General features: G+C 69.2%; 23 protein-coding genes. All 23 read right to left on the reverse strand.

The genetic code is table 11. The features are described from left to right. Positions 1–310: 310 nt before the first annotated feature. A complete protein-coding gene (locus D7X12_RS26415) occupies positions 311–688 on the reverse strand; it encodes a hypothetical protein (protein WP_120628052.1) in 378 nt (125 codons plus the stop codon). A 120-nt stretch (positions 689–808) separates the two neighbouring features. Continuing rightward, complete coding sequence (locus tag D7X12_RS26420; protein WP_120628053.1) at positions 809–1402, reverse strand: hypothetical protein; 594 nt, start codon at positions 1400–1402, stop codon at positions 809–811. Positions 1403–1525: 123 nt separating this feature from the next. Continuing rightward, positions 1526–2002, reverse strand: coding sequence for a SycD/LcrH family type III secretion system chaperone (locus D7X12_RS26425; RefSeq protein ID WP_120614864.1), 477 nt, complete (start codon positions 2000–2002; stop codon positions 1526–1528). A gap of 3 nt (positions 2003–2005) precedes the next feature. Continuing rightward, the gene (locus D7X12_RS26430) at positions 2006–2488 is read right to left on the reverse strand and encodes a hypothetical protein (protein ID WP_120614863.1); all 483 of its coding nucleotides are present in this window, start codon (positions 2486–2488) and stop codon (positions 2006–2008) included. Positions 2489–2534: 46 nt separating this feature from the next. Continuing rightward, positions 2535–2816 carry an EscU/YscU/HrcU family type III secretion system export apparatus switch protein gene (locus tag D7X12_RS26435; protein WP_120628054.1) on the reverse strand — a complete coding sequence of 94 codons (282 nt, stop codon included), beginning with the start codon at positions 2814–2816 and terminating at the stop codon, positions 2535–2537. Positions 2817–2827: 11 nt separating this feature from the next. After that, positions 2828–3904, reverse strand: a complete 1077-nt coding sequence (gene sctU / locus D7X12_RS26440; RefSeq protein ID WP_120628055.1) for a type III secretion system export apparatus subunit SctU — start codon at positions 3902–3904, stop codon at positions 2828–2830. 19 nt (positions 3905–3923) lie between these two features. Continuing rightward, positions 3924–4742 (reverse strand): flagellar biosynthetic protein FliR, encoded by an 819-nt coding sequence (locus D7X12_RS26445; protein WP_120628056.1) that lies wholly within the window; start codon positions 4740–4742, stop codon positions 3924–3926. Beyond that, positions 4739–5005 (reverse strand): flagellar biosynthesis protein FliQ, encoded by a 267-nt coding sequence (gene fliQ, locus D7X12_RS26450; protein WP_120628057.1) that lies wholly within the window; start codon positions 5003–5005, stop codon positions 4739–4741. Before fliQ ends, D7X12_RS26445 begins: the two co-directional genes overlap by 4 nt. Positions 5006–5021: 16 nt before the next feature. Continuing rightward, entirely contained in the window at positions 5022–5849 is an 828-nt protein-coding gene (sctR, locus tag D7X12_RS26455; RefSeq protein WP_120628058.1) for a type III secretion system export apparatus subunit SctR, read from the reverse strand. A 10-nt stretch (positions 5850–5859) separates the two neighbouring features. Continuing rightward, positions 5860–6543 carry a flagellar biosynthetic protein FliO gene (locus D7X12_RS26460; protein ID WP_120628059.1) on the reverse strand — a complete coding sequence of 228 codons (684 nt, stop codon included), beginning with the start codon at positions 6541–6543 and terminating at the stop codon, positions 5860–5862. Positions 6544–6643: 100 nt separating this feature from the next. Beyond that, a complete protein-coding gene (gene sctQ, locus D7X12_RS26465; RefSeq protein WP_120628060.1) occupies positions 6644–8005 on the reverse strand; it encodes a type III secretion system cytoplasmic ring protein SctQ in 1362 nt (453 codons plus the stop codon). Continuing rightward, complete coding sequence (locus D7X12_RS26470) at positions 8002–8907, reverse strand: flagellar hook-length control protein FliK (RefSeq protein ID WP_120614855.1); 906 nt, start codon at positions 8905–8907, stop codon at positions 8002–8004. The genes sctQ and D7X12_RS26470 overlap by 4 nt, the downstream gene beginning before the upstream one ends. A gap of 40 nt (positions 8908–8947) precedes the next feature. Beyond that, positions 8948–9436, reverse strand: coding sequence for a flagellar assembly protein FliH (locus D7X12_RS26475; RefSeq protein WP_120628061.1), 489 nt, complete (start codon positions 9434–9436; stop codon positions 8948–8950). Between the two features lie 61 nt (positions 9437–9497). Further along, the gene (gene sctN, locus D7X12_RS26480; protein WP_120628062.1) at positions 9498–10811 is read right to left on the reverse strand and encodes a type III secretion system ATPase SctN; all 1314 of its coding nucleotides are present in this window, start codon (positions 10809–10811) and stop codon (positions 9498–9500) included. Positions 10812–10828: 17 nt separating this feature from the next. Continuing rightward, complete coding sequence (locus D7X12_RS26485; RefSeq protein ID WP_120628063.1) at positions 10829–11506, reverse strand: FliH/SctL family protein; 678 nt, start codon at positions 11504–11506, stop codon at positions 10829–10831. A gap of 24 nt (positions 11507–11530) precedes the next feature. Further along, positions 11531–13594 carry a hypothetical protein gene (locus tag D7X12_RS26490; protein WP_120628064.1) on the reverse strand — a complete coding sequence of 688 codons (2064 nt, stop codon included), beginning with the start codon at positions 13592–13594 and terminating at the stop codon, positions 11531–11533. Between the two features lie 108 nt (positions 13595–13702). Next, positions 13703–14521, reverse strand: coding sequence for a type III secretion protein (locus D7X12_RS26495; RefSeq protein WP_120628065.1), 819 nt, complete (start codon positions 14519–14521; stop codon positions 13703–13705). Between the two features lie 107 nt (positions 14522–14628). Further along, entirely contained in the window at positions 14629–15171 is a 543-nt protein-coding gene (locus D7X12_RS26500; protein WP_244224788.1) for an EscF/YscF/HrpA family type III secretion system needle major subunit, read from the reverse strand. Beyond that, complete coding sequence (locus D7X12_RS26505; protein WP_120628066.1) at positions 15062–15901, reverse strand: sigma-70 family RNA polymerase sigma factor; 840 nt, start codon at positions 15899–15901, stop codon at positions 15062–15064. Before D7X12_RS26505 ends, D7X12_RS26500 begins: the two co-directional genes overlap by 110 nt. A 9-nt stretch (positions 15902–15910) precedes the next feature. After that, positions 15911–16306, reverse strand: a complete 396-nt coding sequence (locus D7X12_RS26510; protein WP_120628067.1) for a hypothetical protein — start codon at positions 16304–16306, stop codon at positions 15911–15913. Positions 16307–16331: 25 nt separating this feature from the next. After that, positions 16332–16766, reverse strand: coding sequence for a tetratricopeptide repeat protein (locus D7X12_RS26515; RefSeq protein WP_120628068.1), 435 nt, complete (start codon positions 16764–16766; stop codon positions 16332–16334). A 95-nt stretch (positions 16767–16861) separates the two neighbouring features. After that, positions 16862–17413, reverse strand: coding sequence for a hypothetical protein (locus tag D7X12_RS26520; RefSeq protein WP_120628069.1), 552 nt, complete (start codon positions 17411–17413; stop codon positions 16862–16864). A 137-nt stretch (positions 17414–17550) separates the two neighbouring features. Further along, on the reverse strand, positions 17551–17821 hold a 271-nt coding region (locus tag D7X12_RS26525), incomplete at its 5' end, for a hypothetical protein (protein ID WP_120628071.1).

Raw genomic sequence — 17821 nt, forward strand, 5'->3', positions numbered from 1 at the left:
ACCGCCCCCTCCGCCGCCGTTCTCCTTGGTGCATCCCCCCACGGCGCCCAACAATCCCACCAGGCCCCAGGCCACCGCATTTCTCGTCCAGCGCATCCGCGTCCTCCTTGGGTTCTGACTCCGTCCGGGTTCCGGCCTGCCCGGGTCCATCCGCCCCCAGTCAGGTTCTAGCGGAAGAAACAGCAAGGTAGCGACCCTTCTGGCGCCGGCATCCGGCCCGCCTGGGCGCCTGCCCCGCAAAAGTCGACTGCCGCCCGCCACCTCAAGGGTGGGCCGGGCGGCAGCGGCACTCACGAACTGTGGATACGACTCAGCCCCACATGTCGCCGATGAGCTCCTTGCGGCGGGACATGAGCTTCTTGAAGAAGTTGTCGTCGCGCATCTTGTCGAAGGTGGCGACGGACTCGTTCTTCGCGGCGGACGCCTCCGCCTCCTTCTTGATCTCCGCGGGCGTGGCGTTCGGGTTGGCCGCCATGAACTTCTTCATGTCGTCCTGGATCTTGCCCTTCACCTTGTCGATGCGGCCCTCGCCCAGGAAGCTGATCTTGCCCTTGGACTCGTTCATCCCGGCGACGGCCGAGTTGACGACATCCGTGACAGCCTGGGTCTTCTCCGCGTCCGTATCGTTGGCGGCCTTGTACTGCTGAGCACCGCCGTTCGCGCCAACACCACCAACTCCACCAGCCATGGGGGAACTCCGTAGGAAGGAAGTTGAATCTTGAGGGGATTATCCGCGAAGCAGAACGGGAGTTGCGTCAGGGGTGGGCGTTCTCCTCACGAAGAGCGCCCCTGATTTCCGCCGCGAGGGCTAGCCCTTGAGCTTGCCCAGGGCGGGGTTCTTCATCCACGCCTTGAAGGACTCGAGGTCCTTCTGCACTTCCTGCGAGTCCGGCTTGGCGTTCGCGACGGCGGGAGGCGGGGGCACGTCACCCGTGATGGCGGCGCGCTTCTTCGCCGCGCCGTCGCTCTCGAAGGCGTCCCGGCCACCCGAAGCGCCGGCGGCGGCCGCGGGCTTGGCGGCGGCGGCGGGCGCGGCGGCCGCGGCAGGAGCAGCAGCCGCAGGATCAAAGCCGCGCGCGGTGAGGTAGTTCTGCATCCACTCCACGGACTCGATGAGGACCGGCGGCATGGCGGCCAGCGCCGGGTTCTTGCCCGCCTCACCCAGGTGCCGGTTGAAGGCGTCCTTCACGTCCTGGTACAGCGCCATGTTCATGTGGGCGCCGTCCTTCGTGTTGGCGAGCAGCTCGGACATCTTGCGCAGCACCTGCTGGAGGGTCCCCGTCGCGGTCTTCGCGGCGGCATCCAGCCCGGTGATGATGCTCTCGCGCTTCTTCGTCAGCTCTTCCGGCGCGGCTGGCGGCATCTCGGCGGGGACTCGCGGATCAGGATTCGGGTTCGCCATGGAACTGTCCTCGGGTGAAGAGGGATGGTTGACACACACACCCTAGCAGAAGATGCCAGGGCGCTAGAAACTCCTGAAGCTCTCCCAACCCTGGAATCCCCCCCAGGGTTTCGAGGCCGTGGCTCAGCGGCGCGTCAGCGCGGTGACCATGGCGCCGGCCTTGCGCACCACCGGATCATCCACGGGCGACATCGCCGCGGCGCGGCGCAGATCCTCCAGCGCCTGGGGCTTCTGGCCCATGGCCAGCTTCACCTCCGCGCGGCCCACGTAGACGGACGGATCCTGCGGCGCGAGCTTCGCCGCGACGTCGAAGGCCGCGAGCGCCCCCTGGCCATTGCCGGCCGCCATCTCCACCACGCCCAACGCCTTGGCGAAGTACACGTCCGTGGGGTTCACCGCGTAGAGGCCCTGGAAGAGCGTGCGCGCCTCCGCGATGCGGCCCTGGTAGAAGAAGAAGTAGGCCGTCTTGGCGATGGCGTACAGCTCGTCATTCGAATAGCCGCGCACCTCACGGAGCGTGGCCTTGCCTTCCGCCCAGCGCTGCAGGAGCGCGGTGAGCTTCGCCTCGTCCTGCGGGTCCTCGGGGTCCAGCGACGCCATGGGTCAGTAGCCCTCGTCCTTCTGCTCTTCCCACATGCGGCGGATGATCTCCTGGGACTCCGCGCTCACCTGATCCACCAGGCCCAGCATCGCGGACTCGCGCTGCAGGAGGGCCTTGAGGCGCTCCAGGCGCTCCGGCGGCGCGTTCACGCGGGCAAGTCCCCGCTCCAGCATCATGCGCTGCCCGTCATCCCCGCGGCCGGCGACACTGGCCAGGTGGGGCCGGTCGCTGAAACCCTCCAGGTCCGCGTCATGCCCGCCCGGGTGCGGCGGCAGGGGCAGCCGCAGCTCCTCCGACGAGTGTGCGGGGCCGATGAAGTCCAGCAGCGCCGCGGACGCGAGCGCCGGGTTCTTCGGGTTGCCCGCCTTGCGCGCCTTCTTCGCCCGCTCCAGCTGCGCGGGATCCACCAGCCGCTCGCGGACACTGCGGGGACCACCCCAGGGCCAAAGGGCTGTACTGGGGGGAGGATTGTTGATTCTGGCCATGGTGGCCCGACTTCAACCCAGGTGAGGGGGCCGCGTCCAGCCCCCTTCAGCGGCCGGCCGCCTGCTCCCGCTGGAGGGTGTAGATGAAGTTCAACACCTCGGCGACCGCGTCGTAGAGTTCCTCAGGGACTTCCTGGCCCACGTCCACGCGGTACAGGGCGTGCGCCAGCGACACGTTGCGCATCACGGGGATGCCGTACTGCTTGGCGATCTCCTTGATCTTCTCCGCCTTGAGCCGCATGCCCTTGGCGACGACGCGCGGGGCGCCATCCGCCTGCTTGTCGTACTTGATGGCGATGGCGATGTCCGCCTCTTCATCACTGGCCATGGCACCCTCCTTCAGGCGCGCGCCGCAGGCGCCGCGTTCTGCTTCAACCCGTAGACGAAGTTCAGGACCTCGGCGACCGCGTCGTAGAGCTCCTCGGGGACCTCCTGGCCCACGTCCACGCGCAGGAGCGCATGGGCGAGCGGCACGTTGCGCAACAGCGGCACGTCCGACTCGCGCGCCAGCGCCTTGATGCGCTCCGCCTTGGCGTCCATGCCCTTGATCAGCACCCGGGGCGCCCCGTCCTTGCCCTGGTCGTAGATGAGCGCGACCGCGACGTGGTCCGGGTTGGTGACGATGACGCTCGCGTCCTTCACCGCCTCCATCTGGGCCCCCTCCATGATCTCCTGGTGGAGCTCCTTGCGCTTGGCCTTGTGGTGCGGGTCGCCTTCGCTCTGCTTGTACTCCTTCTTGACCTCGTCCTTCGTCATCATCATGTCCTTCATGTACGACTTGCGCTGCCACCACACGTCGAAGATGCCGAAGATGACGAAGAGCATCAGGATGCGGACGCTCACCCGGTAGATGATCTCCCCGAGGATGACCATGATGCCGTGCGTGTCCTGCCGCACGGTTTCGATGACGAGGGGCATCGAGTCGCGCACCACGCCGTAGACGACGTAGGCGGCGACGGTGATCTTGATGAGGTTCTTGAGCAGCTCCACGAAGGCCTTCTTCGTGAACAGGTTCTTCAAGCCCGCCAGCGGGTTGACCTTGTCCAGCTTGGGCATCAGCGGGTCCATGGTGAAGAGCGACCCCACCTGGAGGAAGTCCATCAGCCCGCCCAGCACCGCCGCGCCGGCCGCCACCGGCACCGTGAGCAGCAGCATCGTCTTCAGCCCCATGTAGAGCAGCTTGGTCGTCGCGAGCCCCAGGTCCTCCGGATGGGCAATCTGATCGAAGCTGAAGCGGAACAGCACGGAGATCTCCTCCTCCACCGTGCCCCACGTAGCGCTGGCGATGCCCATGCCCGCGGCGAGCACGGCCACAGCCGTCAGGTCCTTGCTCTTCCAGACCTGGCCCTTCTTGCGGGAGTCGTCGAGCTTCTTCTGCGACGGCTCCTCTGTTTTGTCGCCACTCTCTTCCGACATGGAGGAACCCCGGGGCGCCCTAGGCCAGCAGGCGGATGGCGTGCTGGACCATGCGCAGCATGTTGGCCAGCTCCAGCTGCATGCGCCCGATGATCACGTGCATGGCCATGAACATGATCAGCACGCTCACCAGCGGCTTGAGGGACATGGAGATGAAGAAGACCTGGATCTGCGGGGCGACGCGGTTGATGGCGCCCAGGGCCAGGTCGGTGACGAACGCGGCCACCATGCCGGGACCGGCCAGCGCGAGCCCCACCTTCAGGAGGTTCGCGAAGGCGCGGATCATCAGGTCGAAGAAGGGCCACACGCCCCGGCTGAAGTGAGGGAAGCCCTCCAGGGGGACGATCTGCAGGCTGTCCGCGAGCGCCTGGATGATGATGTGGTGCCCGTCCAGCGACAGGAACAGCACCACGGCCAGCTGCACCTTGAGGCTGGAGAAGAGCGACACCTGGGTGCCCAATTGCGGCACGAAGAGCTGGGCGTTGTTGCTGCCCGACATCGTGTCCACCAGCGTGCCGGCCACACGGGCCGCTTCGAACACGGTGTTGACGATGTACGACAGGCACAGCCCGATGAAGATCTCCTTGCACAGGAGCGCGATGTAGGGGAGCGCGCTGATGGGGATGTTCTCCATCCGGTCGCTCACGGACGGGAACAGCACGATGGCGATGAGCAGCCCCAGGCCCAGCTTCATCTCCGCCGGCACCACCTCGCCGCCCAGGAACGGGCTGAAGATGAGCAGGGGCATCACGCGGCACATGATGAGCGCCACGGTGAAGATGGTGAGTGACAGGTTGAACCGAGCGCCCACCTCGGCCATGACTTCACCGATGTTCATCTGCCGATGAGCGCCGGGAAGCGGTCGAAGACGTGGAAGGTGAAGCGCAGCAGCTGCCCGCCAATCCACGGCCCGGTCATGGCCAGCACGCCGAAGACGAGGACGACCTTGGGCGCGAACGTGAGCGTCTGCTCCTGGATCTGCGTGGTGGCCTGGAACAGCGAGATGAGGAACCCCACCAGGAGGCTCGTGAGCACCGGCGGCGCGGAGACGACGAGCACCAGGAACAGCGCCTCCTGGGTGATGGACGTGAGCTGATTCATGGGAGTGAGGCGCTCCTTACAGGTAGCCGATGACCAGGCCCTTGGCGATGAGGTACCAGCCGTCCACGAGCACGAACAGCAGCAGCTTGAAGGGCATGGAGATGGTGGTGGGCGACAGCATGTGCATGCCGAGCGCCAGGAGGATGTTGGCGACCACCATGTCGATGACGATGAACGGCACGAAGAGCAGGAAGCCAATCTGGAAGGCCTCCTTGAGCTCGGACACCACGAACGCCGGAACGATGATCATGAAGTCGTTGGGCGTGATGTCCTTGCGGTCCTCCTCCTTCCGCATCTTCTTCGCCAGGCTGTAGAAGAGCGTGCGGTCCTTGTTGGTGACCTTCTTCTTGAGGAACTCCCGCAGGGGCTCCTTGGACTTGTCCGCGGCCCCCAGGAGCGTGCCCACCGTCTCCGAGGAGAACACCGCCGTTCCCCGCGACCAGATGTCCACCCCGCCCGCCCGGTACATCTCCTGGCCGATGGGCGCCATGATGTAGACGGTGAGGATGATGGCCAGGCCGGTGATGACCTGGGTGGGGGGAATCTGCTGGGTGCCCAGCGCCGAGCGGACGATGGAGAGCACCACGGAGATCTTCACGAAGCTCGTCACCATCATCAGCGCGAACGGGAGCAGCGACATGGCCGCGAGCGCGAGGATGAGGATGAGGGGGCGGGAGGTGAACGAGTCGGAGTTCACGGCCTCCTTCACCATGGAGTCCGGGGCCGAGTCACCGCTCCCCTTCTTCGCCGCGGAGGCGACGAACGGGTGCAGCGACACGATGGCCGCGAAGAGCCAGGGCGGAGCGCGGAACAGGAGCGGGCGGGCGGGAGACGAACGGTTCACGGGACGGCCTTCAGACGCCCGGCGGCGGCGTGGGGCCACCGGTCCGGCGGGAGAGGAGCTTCTGGAGGAAAGGACTCAGGGACACCGAGGCCGCCGGAGGCCGCGCAGCGCGGATGCGCTCCACGGCGTCGCGGTCCAGCTTCGACACAAGTTGCACACCACCCTCGCCGCCACCCACCAGCAGGTACTCGTCCGCGGCCTTCAGGACGAAGAGCGTGCGCCGTTGATCCAACGGGATGCGCTCCAGCACCGACACCACGGACGCCTTGCCCACCGGCACGCCCTGCAGCCCCATCAGCCTGCGCAGGCCCACGTTGAGCGTCAGGTAGATGGACGCGAGCACCGCGCCCAGGAGCGCCACCGTGCGCACCACCACCCAACCCAGGCTCTCCTGCTCCGCGGCCTCCTCTTCGGTGCCGATGCCCAGCTCGCGGTCCAGTTCGTCCGCGTGGCGTGAGGCCCGCGCCGCCTCCGGCTCCGGCGCGCGCGCCGGGGCGACGTCGGGCGTGGCGGAGGCCGCCGGCGCGTCGGGGACGGGCGCGGGAGGCGCGACGGCTTCGGCCTTCGCCGGAGGCGCCGCGGGGGCGGGGGTCGCCTGCGGCGCCGCGGGCGCCTGCGCCAGGACGGCGGGCGACACGAAGAGCAACGCGGCGCCAAACAAGCTGCGCGAGGAGGAGAGACGGAGGACTGCCATGGATGGGCGCGAGCCTAGTGCACCCGGGTCGGGACCGCCACGGGCCCCGGCGCGGGCGGGGCCCCCTGCCCGCCTGCCCTGACGCATGGGACGGAAAGGCTCATCCCAGGTGGATGATGCGCACGCCGAGCTGGCCGTCCATTTCGACGAGCTCGCCCCGGGCCACCACCTTGCCGTTGACCGACAGGTCCACGGGTTCGCCCGGCCCGCGCCGCAGCTCGAGGACCTGACCTGTGCGCAACCCCACCACCTGCTCCGCCGTGATGGGCACGCGCGCCAGCTCCACCGCCACCTGCAGGGGCAGGTCACTGAGCAGGTCGCTTCCATCCCGGTTGTTCGCGTCGTCCAAGGCCGCCCCTTCCAGTTCCGGAGGAACGTCCAGCTCCGGGTTGGTGAATTCCTCGTTCTCCTCCGAACCGCCCGCGGACTCCGCCTGCGAGTGGCCCACCTCCCCGGGAACGACGTCCGTGATGCGCGCACGGTAGCGGCCGTTCTCCAGGTACACGTCCGCCGCGAGGTGGCCGGTGCGGCCCATCCCCAGCCGCAGCTGCGCCGTGCCGGGTTCGCCCTTGTCCGGCCGCGCCGACAGGGCGTCCAGCAGCAGCACGTCCTTGATGCGCAGCGACGCCAGGTCCTGCGCGGACAGCTCCGCGACGCCAATCTCCGCGCGCAGCCAGTCGCGCAGCGTGGACAGCCGGCGCCCGTTCGCCTTCATGTCCGCGCGCCGCCGCTCGCTCCGCTGGGCGCTCGCGACCTCGGGTTCGGCCGCCTCCAGCACCGCCGACGGCACCACCAGCCGCACGATGCCGCGGTGCGTGCCCAGCAGCGCGTTCAGGTGCACCGCCAGCATGGGGCCGTCCTCTCCCAGGCGCGCGGAGACTTCATCCACGCCGCGCGCCACGCTGTCCAGCCGCGGCCGGGGAACGCCCGCCTGCAGCCCGGGCACCAGCTCCTTCAGGGCCTCCAGGACGACGTAGCCCATCACGCCCTCCTCGATGTCCGTCAGCGGCCGCAGGCCCACCGTCTCACCGGCGCCGCCCAGGAGCAGGTCCACCGCCGAGTGCGCCAGCGACAGCTCTATCTCCAGCACCACCCGGCCCTTGAGCGAGCCGGGCGCGAGCACCGCCAGGAAGGAGGGGTCGCCCAGGAAGCGGCGCAGCTCCGTCATGGGGCGCGCCTGGGCGGACTCCACCGTCAGGCGCACGTCCACGTCGAAGAGCGCCTTGAGGCGCGCGCAGACGGTCTCCAGCGTGCCCGGGTTCGGCGTCAGCCAGCGGATGCGCTCCGACAGCAGGCCCTGCGCGCGGGACACCTTCTCCAGGTGCGTGAAGACAAAGGGCTTCCATGGGGCGACAGGCGCCGCCGGTGCCGAGGCGGGCTTCGCGGGGGGCCCCAGCTTCCGGGTGTCGACCAACATGGTTCGCTCGTAGATTCCGGGTTCGTCGTCCGGCTCCAGGCTCATGTCTTCGCCTCGAACCTCAGCTGCTCAAGCGACAGCCCCCGACCTCCCAGGGCGCTGCGCAGGCCCTCGCTGTTCTCCTCCAGGAGCTTCAGCGTGTCGCGGTCGCTGCCACTGAAGACCGCCGAAATCTTTCCGTTCTTCGCGCTGACCTTGATGGAGAGGCCGTTGAGCACGTCCCCGCGCAGGTCGATCTGGAACTCCGCGTTGCCCGCGGCGTTGGTGCCCACGCGAACGCGCTCCACGATCTTCTGGGCAATCTCGCTGGCCATCTGGCGCAGGCGCTCCGAGCCGGCCATGTCCTTGGGCTTGGCCACCGGCACCGGCGCCATCAGCGCGGGGTTGAACCGGAAGCCCGCGCCGGCCATCTGGCCGCCCTTGTCGTCCTTGTCCTTGTTGCCGCCGCTGCCGCCCTTGCCGCCGCCCGCGTTGACGTCCGTCTTGAGCTCACCCTTCTCCGAGCTCAGGCGGCTCGACTGGCCGTCGGACTTCGTCAGGTCGCCGTCGCGCACGTCGGTGGAGCGCTTGTCCTCGGTGGCCTCCGACTTGCGGGTCTCCGAACGCTGCGCCAGCGTCTGCGTCTCCGCGTTGCGCTGGGTCTGCTGCGCGCCCTGGGAGGACTCACCGGGCCGGGCCGAGCCCGCTTCCTTCTGGAAGAGCTTCTCGTCGAAGGTCTTGGCCTGACCCTGGGTGGCGCGCGCGAGCACCTGCTTCGCGAGTCCCTGCGGCGTCTTGGGGTCCGCCGTCTTCGGCTGCGCCTTCTCCGCCTGCCCCTGCTGGACCAGCTTGGAGAAGAGGGACTCGCCCTCCACCCGCTTCTTGGTCTTGGCCTCCGCGAGCTTGCGCTCCTGGATCATCCGCTCCGCCATGCGCGCGGCATCGCGATCATCGTCAACTCGGCTCATGGCGTCCTCTCCTGACTGCGGGGTGCGGGGCGGCGGGAGGTTACTTGCGCTGGCGGGCCAGGAACAAGGCGTTGCCAATCTCCTCCTGGTTCAGCTCCTCGCGCTGCTGGCGCTCCTGGCGCACCTGCTTCACGAAGTTTTCCTTGTTCTTTTCAATGGCCTTGAGCTCCTTGGCGGCCTCGGCCATCAGCATGCGGCGCTGCTCCACCAGGCGGGCAGCCGCCTTGACGACCTCCTTCTGGTGTTCAATCTGGAGGGCGACCTGGGCCTCTTCGTCCTTCAGGCGCTCCTCGAAGCGGCCCATCATGTTCATGCCGCTGATGCCGGCGCCCTTGGCCATCATCTGCTGGAAGTACTCGGCCACCTTCGCCTTGCGCTCCTTGCGACGGCGCTCCAGCTCCGCCTCCAGCCGGAGCTGCTCCTGCTTTTCCTTCTCCAGCGCCTTGATGGCGGCGGAGAAGGCCTGTTCGGCCTCCTCCTTCGCCTTCTCACGCATGTCCAGCAACACCTGCAACCGGTACGGGGGCATGGTGGGGACATCCTAACCGGAAAACCCCCGCCCGTGCCCCCACCTCCGGGGACGGGCCCGGTCAGTCCTCGAAGAGGGCGATGAGCTGCTCCACGGTCTCCTCGTAGGGGGAGTTGGAGTGGGTGTCCTGCTTGAGGAAGTCGATGATGGCGTCGTACTTCTCGATGGCGTAGTCGGTCCGCGCGTCGGCGCCTGCCTGGTAGGCACCCAGGAGGATGAGGTCGCGCTGCTTCTCGTAGGTGGAGAGCGTCTCGCGCAGCTTGCCGGCGGCCTTCTTGTGCTCCTTGGAGACGATGCCGCTCATCACACGGCTCAGGCTCGCGAGCACGTCCATGGCGGGCCACTGGTTTCGCTCACCCAGGGCGCGGTTGAGGATGAAGTGGCCGTCGAGAATACCTCGGACTTCGTCGGCGATGGGCTCCTCCATGTCACCGCCGGCCACGAGGCAGGTGTAGATGGCGGTGCACTTGCCCTTCTCCGAGTTGCCCGTGCGCTCCAGGATGCGCGGCAGCATGGAGAAGACGCTGGGCGGGTAGCCCTGACGCGCGGGGGGTTCGCCAATGGCGAGGCCGATGTCGCGCTGGGCGCGCGCCAGACGTGTCACGGTGTCGAGCATGAACAGCACGTTGCCGCCGCGCTCGCGGAAGTACTCCGCGATGGCCGTGGCGACGTAGGCGGCGCGCAGACGCACGAGGCTGGGCTGGTCGGACGTGGCGCACACCAGGACGGCGCGCTTCATGCCCTCCTCGCCCATGGCGTCCTCGATGAACTCGCGCACCTCACGACCACGCTCGCCGATGAGCGCCACGACGCTCAGGTCCGCCTGGGTGTTGCGGGCAATCTGGCCCATCAGCGTGGACTTGCCGACGCCGGAGCCTGCGAAGAGGCCCACGCGCTGGCCCTCGCCCACGGTGAGCAGCCCGTCGATGCAGCGGACGCCCAGGGGCAGCGGCCGTTCAATGCGCTGGCGGGTGAACGGATCCGGGCAGTCGCGGTCCACGGACCAGTCGATGAGGCCGTCGCCCTCCAGGGGGCGCCCGTCCATGGGCTCGCCAATGCCGTTGAGCACGCGGCCCAGGAGCGCGTCGCCGCACTTGATGGTGAGGGGGCGCCCGGTGGGGATGCACTCGCTGTCCGGACCGATGCCGTACAGCTCGCCCAGGGGCATGAGCATCACCTCGTCGCCCACGAAGCCCACGACCTCCGACTTCATCGCGCCGCGCAGGCGGCTCTTGATGAGCACCACCTCGCCGATGCGGACGTTGGGCACGCTCGCCTTGATGACGAGGCCCGTGAGTTCGGTGACGCGACCGCGCACCCGGACGAGGGACGCCTCCTTGATGAGGTCGTAGTAGCGCGAGAGGTCGATGGCCATGGCGGGTTCCTAGAGGCTCAGGCCGGACCGCTCTTGCGGGCGGGGTCGGGCAACAGGATGTTCTGGAGCATCTCCAGTTGGGTGGGCAGCTGCGCGTCCACCGTGCCGGCCTCCGTCTGCACGATGCAGCCCACCGGGGCGACCTCCGGGTCCTCCTTGATGGCCAGGTCCACCGTGCGGCCGATGAGCTCCATCAGCACCGGACGCTTGGCGCGCAGCACCGCGGCCGTCTTCGGGTGCACGCGCAGCACCATGGCGCGCGCGTTGCGCAGGTTGTCGATGGCCGCCGCGCACAGGTCCACCATCAGCTCCGGGTCGCGCTCCAGGTCGCGGCCGATGATCTTCTCCGCCATCTTCAGCGCCAGGCCGATGATGTCCCGCTCGTGGGAGTTGAGCAGCTCCCCGGCCTGGATCTTCGCGCGGAGGACGAGCTCCGTCGCCTGCGCGAGCCCCTCCTGGCGTCCCAGGTCCCGGGCCTTGGCGAAGTGCTCCTCCTTCTCACGCTGGGCCTCGGCGAGGATGCGCTCCTTCTCGCGGTGGGCCTCCTCGATGATGCCCTGGGCGCCCTGGCGGGCCTCGAAGACCTCGGCGTTCATCACGCCCGCGCGAGGCGGCCGCAGCGCCGGTCGCTCCGAGGCGACGACCACCGACGACTCCGCCAACCCGTCCCCCTTGATTACCTTGCCGATCGCCATGGGCTGCTCCTTGCGGACCGGATGCTAGCGCGTTCCGCCGCGCGGTCCACGCCCTCCGGGGCCGCCCGGTCCTTCGGGGCCCTGTCGGTCGGCGGGGGCGGGCCGCCTGCGGCCCACCTGCGTTCCCTCCGAGGACCTGGGGGATGCCTGGCCGGAGGGCGGGCCAGCACGCCCCGCGAGCACCCGCGGCGGACGCTCGGGCTCGCCCTCGGGTTCGGGGCGCGTCGCGGGAGGACGGCCTCCGGTGCGCGAGCGCAGCACCCGGGCCCCGTCGGAGGCCTCGGCGGAGGGGTCCGGACGCCGGGAACTCCGGGGCTCCGCGTCGGCGGGAGGCCGCGAGGGGCGCTCGGCCCGGACGGAGCGGCCTTGCGGCTCCTCCGGCTCCCCGGGGCGTGACTCCCCCCGCATCCCCAGCCTCGAGGGCGGAGGCCCGATGCGGGCCCCTTCCGGATCCACCCGGCCAGGGCGCGTGGGCCGGGTGCCCTCCGGCTCGCGGCGGCTGGGGACGCCACCGGTCGAGGAACGGGGTGCGGGCCCCACCGCCGAGCCCCGGTCCACGGGCATCCGGCGCATCTGCGAGCCGTTCGCGTCCCCTTCCGGGGCGACCATGGACGCACGCGGCGCAGGGCCCCGTTCGCGCTCCACGGGCATCCGGCGCATCTGCGACCCGTTCGCGTCCCCTTCCGGCGAGACCATGGAGGCACGTGGCGCAGGGCCCCGTTCGCGCTCCACGGGCATCCGGCGCATCTGCGACCCGTTCGCGTCCCCTTCCGGCGAGACCATGGACGGGCGCGGGGCACGGCCCCCCCGCTCCTCTCCCGGGGGCGGACGCGAGCGCCCGGGCGGCGGCGCGGACGGGGCTGCGGGGCCTGCATCACGGCTGGACGCGGCGCCCGCGCGGCGGGCCGCACGCTCCGCCATGAAGTCGCGCTTGGCGGCGGCATCTCCTCCGGCCTCGTCGTCCCCTCCGCCCCGGAGCGACTTGGGAGCGCGCAGGGCGGGTTGCCGCGACGGATCCGGCGCGGTGACGCGCCCGCCCTCCTTCGAGGCAGGAGCGGCACGGGCCGCGGGGGGCGGCGGCGCGGCCTTGCGCGCACCCGGCGGAGGCGGCAGCACGGCGGACGGGCGCGGCGGCGGCGCCGTCAACCGCACGGGACGCTCGATGAGGCCGCGCAGGGCCAGCCGCTCCAGGTCCATCACGATGTCCGTGCGTCCACCATCCCCGCGCGCCGTCGGCCGCGAGCGCTCCTCGCGAACCCACTTCGCCAGCAGGTGACCGAACTCCCCGCGGTGCTTCTCCAGCATGCGCGCGGCGAACTCCGGGGACTGCGCCACGCACGCGCGCGCCAGCCGCTGCACGCCCGCGCTGCGGATGGCGCCCGCCAGGCGGCTGAACCCGTCGTGGAGGGTGATCTGCGCGCGCGCGTCCTCCTCGGGCAGCTTGCGCGGCGCATTGGCCGCCACCGACTTGCTCGCGAGCTGGAGCAGGTCCGGCGGCAGGGACTCCATGAGGCCCGTCAGTTCCCCTTCGGGGAGGCCCGCCAGGGCCGGTCCGAGCACGCGCGCGCCCAAGCGATCACTCACCGTGAGCAGCTCGCGCGTCTGGAGCATCAGCACGTCCGCGAACTTGAAGCCCGCGGACTGGCCGGCGACCTCGCGCGCCAGCGCCTCCTCCAGCTTCCACCGGATGATGTCCAGGACCTGCGGGCGCACCTCGCGGGTGAGCTTCACGCGCGAGGCCGGCAGGTGACCGCGCACCGCGTCCGCCATGGAGCCGGGCAGCGCGCGCAGGGTGACTTCCATCAGCGCGCCACGCTCGCGCTGGAGCAGCGCCGCCAGCCGCTCCGGATCCGCGGTCCACAGCTGCCCGCGCCGGTCCTTCATCAGGCGCTTCAGCTCCTGCACCACGGCGGGCAGGCGCTTGTCTCGCGGAATCTGGAGGATCTCCTGCGCGCGGTGCCGCAGCAGCGCGGCCTCCTCGTCGGGCAGGTGCTCCAGCGCGGCCAGGCTCTCCTGGCCACCGAAGGTGACCGCGGTGAGGAGCATCATGGTCTGGCGCTTGCTGAGCGAGGTGAAGAATGAATCCAACGGTCACCTCGCGGGCCCCCAGAAGTGGCCCGCTGAAGATAGGAGGCGCGTCCCCGGCCTGGAGGACACGTCCCGCGGCCCGCCCCAGGAGGGCCGCGGGGGGCGACGTCACTCCGTGCGGCCACCGCGCGCGCGGGCAGGACGCGCCGCCGCGGCGGCACCACCACCACCCGAGCCGCGCATGAACGTCCACGCGGTCAGGCCCATCATCGCGAGGATGAGCGCGAACGCGCCGCCGAGGATGATCTTGAACGTCACCGCGCTGGCGGCCGTCATGCGCACACCGAGCACGTCCTGGAGGCGGTTGGTCTCACTCATCTCCGCCGTGGGCGCGAGCGCCTCCGTCATCAGCACGGTGACGGCCTCCGGCTTGAGCTCCGCGACGGAGCTGGCGACGAACTGCTTCACGGATTCGGAGGTGATGGGGAGCTTGCCGCCCTCGAGCGCGCGGTACTTGATGAACACCGACGCAGACGGCATCGGCTTGTTCTCCGGCTGCGACAGGTCGTTGTTCTCCGGCACCATCACGATGGCGCGCGCCTCCAGCACGCCGTCAATCTGGTTGAGCGCGTTGGACACCTCGCCGGCCATCGCCTTGAGGAGCATGGCGCGCTCCTCCGTGGCGGTGGGCACCATGCTGCCCTTGGCGAAGTGGGACAGGCCCTTCTCCACCGGGCGCGGCAGCGAGTTGCGCTTCAGGAGCTCCGCGGCCTGCGCGGCGTCACCCTTGGGGACGACGATGGTGAAGCGCACTTCGTTGCCGCCCTCCGCCTTCTCCTTCTTGGCGTTGATGCCGTTCTTGCTGAGCAGCACGTAGATTTCATTGGCGTCCGCCTCCGTCAGCTCGTGCTGCAGCTCGATGGAGCAGCCGGTGAGGAGCAGCAGGGCGAGGAGCGGGGCGGCGAAGGCGGGCGTTCGGCGAGTCATGGGCGGGAGGTAGCTTAACAGGGCCCTTGCAAAACGCGGAAGGGCGCCCCCTCCCAACCCGGGAGGGACCGCCCTTCGCATGCCGCCATGGCCCGGCGGGTGGGACTTCAGACCTGGGTCTTGACGACGTCCTTCAGGCCGCTGGTGGCCTTCTCGACGACCTTCGACGTGAGGTCCAGCTCCTGCGAGTACTTGTACATGGACGCCTGGAGGCCGAGCATCTCCGCGTTGGACATGTTCTTCCCGGAGCTGGCCTCCTTGATGAGCTTGTCCATGCTGATCTGCCCCTTCTCCAGGCCGGAGACGAGGTCGGACACCATGCCGCCCGACTTGCCCGTCTTGGCGGCCTCGGCCTTCGCGTCCACGGGCTCCGCGCCCTTGGCCGTCGCCGGCTGCTGGGCGGCGTTGCTGACCTTGTTCAGGCCGGCCTTCTCCGTCTTGTTGACGGTCTCCACCTGGCGGACGGTGTCCACCTTCTGGGCCGCCTGCGCCTTGTTGACGCCCTGGGCCGCGTCCGCCGCGTTGGCGCCCTGCGCCTTGTCAGCGAGAACTCCGTCGAACTTCGACGCGCCCGTCTTGTTCGTCTGCTGCTGGGCGCCCTGATCCTGCAGCTTTTGCTGCGCTACCTGTCCCGCGGAGATGCCGCTCATCGGAGCCGCCATGTGACACCCTCCTTGCATCCGTCGAGGGGGGAGGGAGTTCCTCCTCCTCGTTCAAGAGTTCCTTGAGCCGGTCAATGGCGCGCGCATGAAGCCGCGACGCCCAGCTCTTCGACTGCCCGATTTCGGCCCCTGCCTCTTCCAGCGTACGGCCCTGGAAGTAATAGCCCTGCAGGAGCTTGCGCTCTTTTTCCGGAAGCTTCTCGATGGCCGAGCGCACCCGGTTCTTCAGTTGCTCCATCTCCAGGCGCTGATCCGCCGGGAGGGATTCGTCGACATACCCCGCCGCCTCCGCCCCTTCCGCCCCCGCTGCGAACACCGCGGCAAGTCCCGCCACGGCATCCGAGATGTCTCCGATATCATCGTCAAATGACGACCCGCGGTTGCTTGATCCCTGCTCGCGGTCCGCAAGATTTCCGAGATAGGCCGTGGCGCGCTCGCCCTGATAGGCGCTGCGGGCATCCGCGCCCCTCAAGACGCCCATCTTCCTCAGGCCATCGAAGATGGCGCCCTTGATGCGGTAGTGGGCAAAGGTGAGGAAGTTGGCGCCAACCTTGGGGTCAAAGCGCTCAGCGGCCTCGAGGAGACCGATCTGCCCATAGGCCAGCAGTTCGTCCAGCTCCAGCTGGGCGTTGAACTGCTTGCGCACGGTGGCCGCGAGCGACCGCACGTACGGGCCGTACTTCTCCAGGATGACCTTCCTGTCTTCACCCAGAGGCAAGCGGCGCGCTCACTCGGCCTTGGACCACAGCCGCTCGAGAACCTGGTTCAACCGAGGATCGTCTTGCAAGGCACCGGCGATTCGGCCCGTCAGGGCGTCGGACTTCATGTGCAGCTTCTCCTGGAGCACCTCGGAGACGAGCGCCTTCGTCGCCTCCTCCTTGCTCTTGAAGCCCCCGTTCTTCAACCGACGGGCGATGGCGAGCGCTTGTGCCGCGATCGGATCCGCGGCCTGGGGGCCCTGGACGTTGCTGGAGCCTACCAGACCTGAAGGCCCGACGAGCGATTCCGCCTTGTCGACCTTGCCGCCGAAGGACGCGCCTGAAGCACCCGCCGCACCGGACGCGCCCTTGACGCCGCCCGCGCGGCCCTTCCCACCCCCACGTCCGACTCCACCGACAGCCATCGACGTACCTCCTTCGCGCTAACTGCTACTTCTTAGGCGGTGGCAGGGCCCCCGCCTCCTTCGCCTGGATGAGGGCCTGGGCCAGCTTGGCGCCATCGCCGTCCGGCTCCAGGTCCATGGCGGCCTTCAGTTCCTTGAGGGCCTCCGGCACCTTGCCCATGAACAACAGGGCCTCGCCCGCGTGTGCCCGAGGCAGCGACGACAGGGGCGCCAGGCGCTGGGCGACCCGGTAGGCCTGCAGGGCCTTGTCATGGTGGCCCTGGGCGAACTCCACGGCGCCGATGCCAATCTGCGGCACCTCGCTCTTGGGCATCAGCGCCGCGGCGCCGACGAACACTTCACGGGCCTTGTCGAAATGGCCCATGTCCAGCCACAGGTAGCCGGACTCCAGCAGGACCATGGCAGGCTGGCGCGCCAGGGGCACGAGGCTGTTGGCGATCTCCGAGGCGGTTTCCGACATGGACGTCGCGCTTCCTTTCCTGTGGCCGGAAGCACGGAAGGCGGCCGTCGAGGGCCGCCTTCCTTGCACCGGTCAGTTTCCGCTGAAGTCGAAGACTAGCGGATGTTGCCGATCGAGTTCTTGGTCGTATCGTGCCGCGACTTCATCACGTTGGAAACAGCCGTGAAGAGCTGCGACTCGTGCTGCATGGCCGACTGCATGGCCAGCATCTTCTGGTTGTCGTCCATCATGGACTTCAGGCTGTAGTTGCCGTTGACTTGGTCGCCGACGCTGCCGCCCACGCTGGTGCCGAGGGTGGAGGAGCCGCCCGAGCCGGGGATGCCCGTGCCCGTGCCCGTGCCGGGCATGGACGTAGTGGGCACCGCGCCGGAGCCGGTGTTCACGACGCCCGCGTACGGGCCGCCCGCCATGCCGGAGCCCGCGGCGCCGGAGAAGGTCTGCGCCGAGGAGACCGCGGCGGAGACGATGCCCGCGCCCGGCACGAAGCCGGCCACGGCGCCGACGCCAGCGCCCACGACGCCGGCGGCGTTGTTCAGGCCCGTCTGCACGCGCGCCCCGAAGCTCGTGTTCGGCGTCTGCCGAGCCGTGGTCATCTGGGTGTTCATGCGCAGGTTCGGACCCATCATGCCGCTGTCGATCTTGCTCATTTCAGCCTCCGCGCTGCTGCCAGCGAATTAATGGTGAGCCTGGGATCATCCCTCGGCTCTTTCAATGGATTATCGGGCGAACCGACCGCCGGTTGCCTGCCAGGGACAAGAAATCGTCCCGGCCCCCGAAACGGCCGTTATTTCCGGCCCTTGGGCTGCTTCGATTCCGCGACGAGCTTCTCCCGGACGTCCACGAGCATGGCCAACAGCTCCTCGGCCCGTGCGATCGCAGCCTGGGCCTTCTTGCCGGTTTCCGCGCGGGGGCCCTTGAGGCCGGCCAGGCCTTCCTTCACGGGCGCGAAGAGCGCCTGGACGTCGTCGACGGTGGCCTTCTCGATGAAGGTTTCGACAGCGGGATAGGAAGGCATGGGCAGCTCCGGGGGCGGGGTCGGCGCGGAGGTCCTGGCG

This window comes from Corallococcus sicarius (assembly GCF_003611735.1).
Classification (GTDB): domain Bacteria; phylum Myxococcota; class Myxococcia; order Myxococcales; family Myxococcaceae; genus Corallococcus; species Corallococcus sicarius.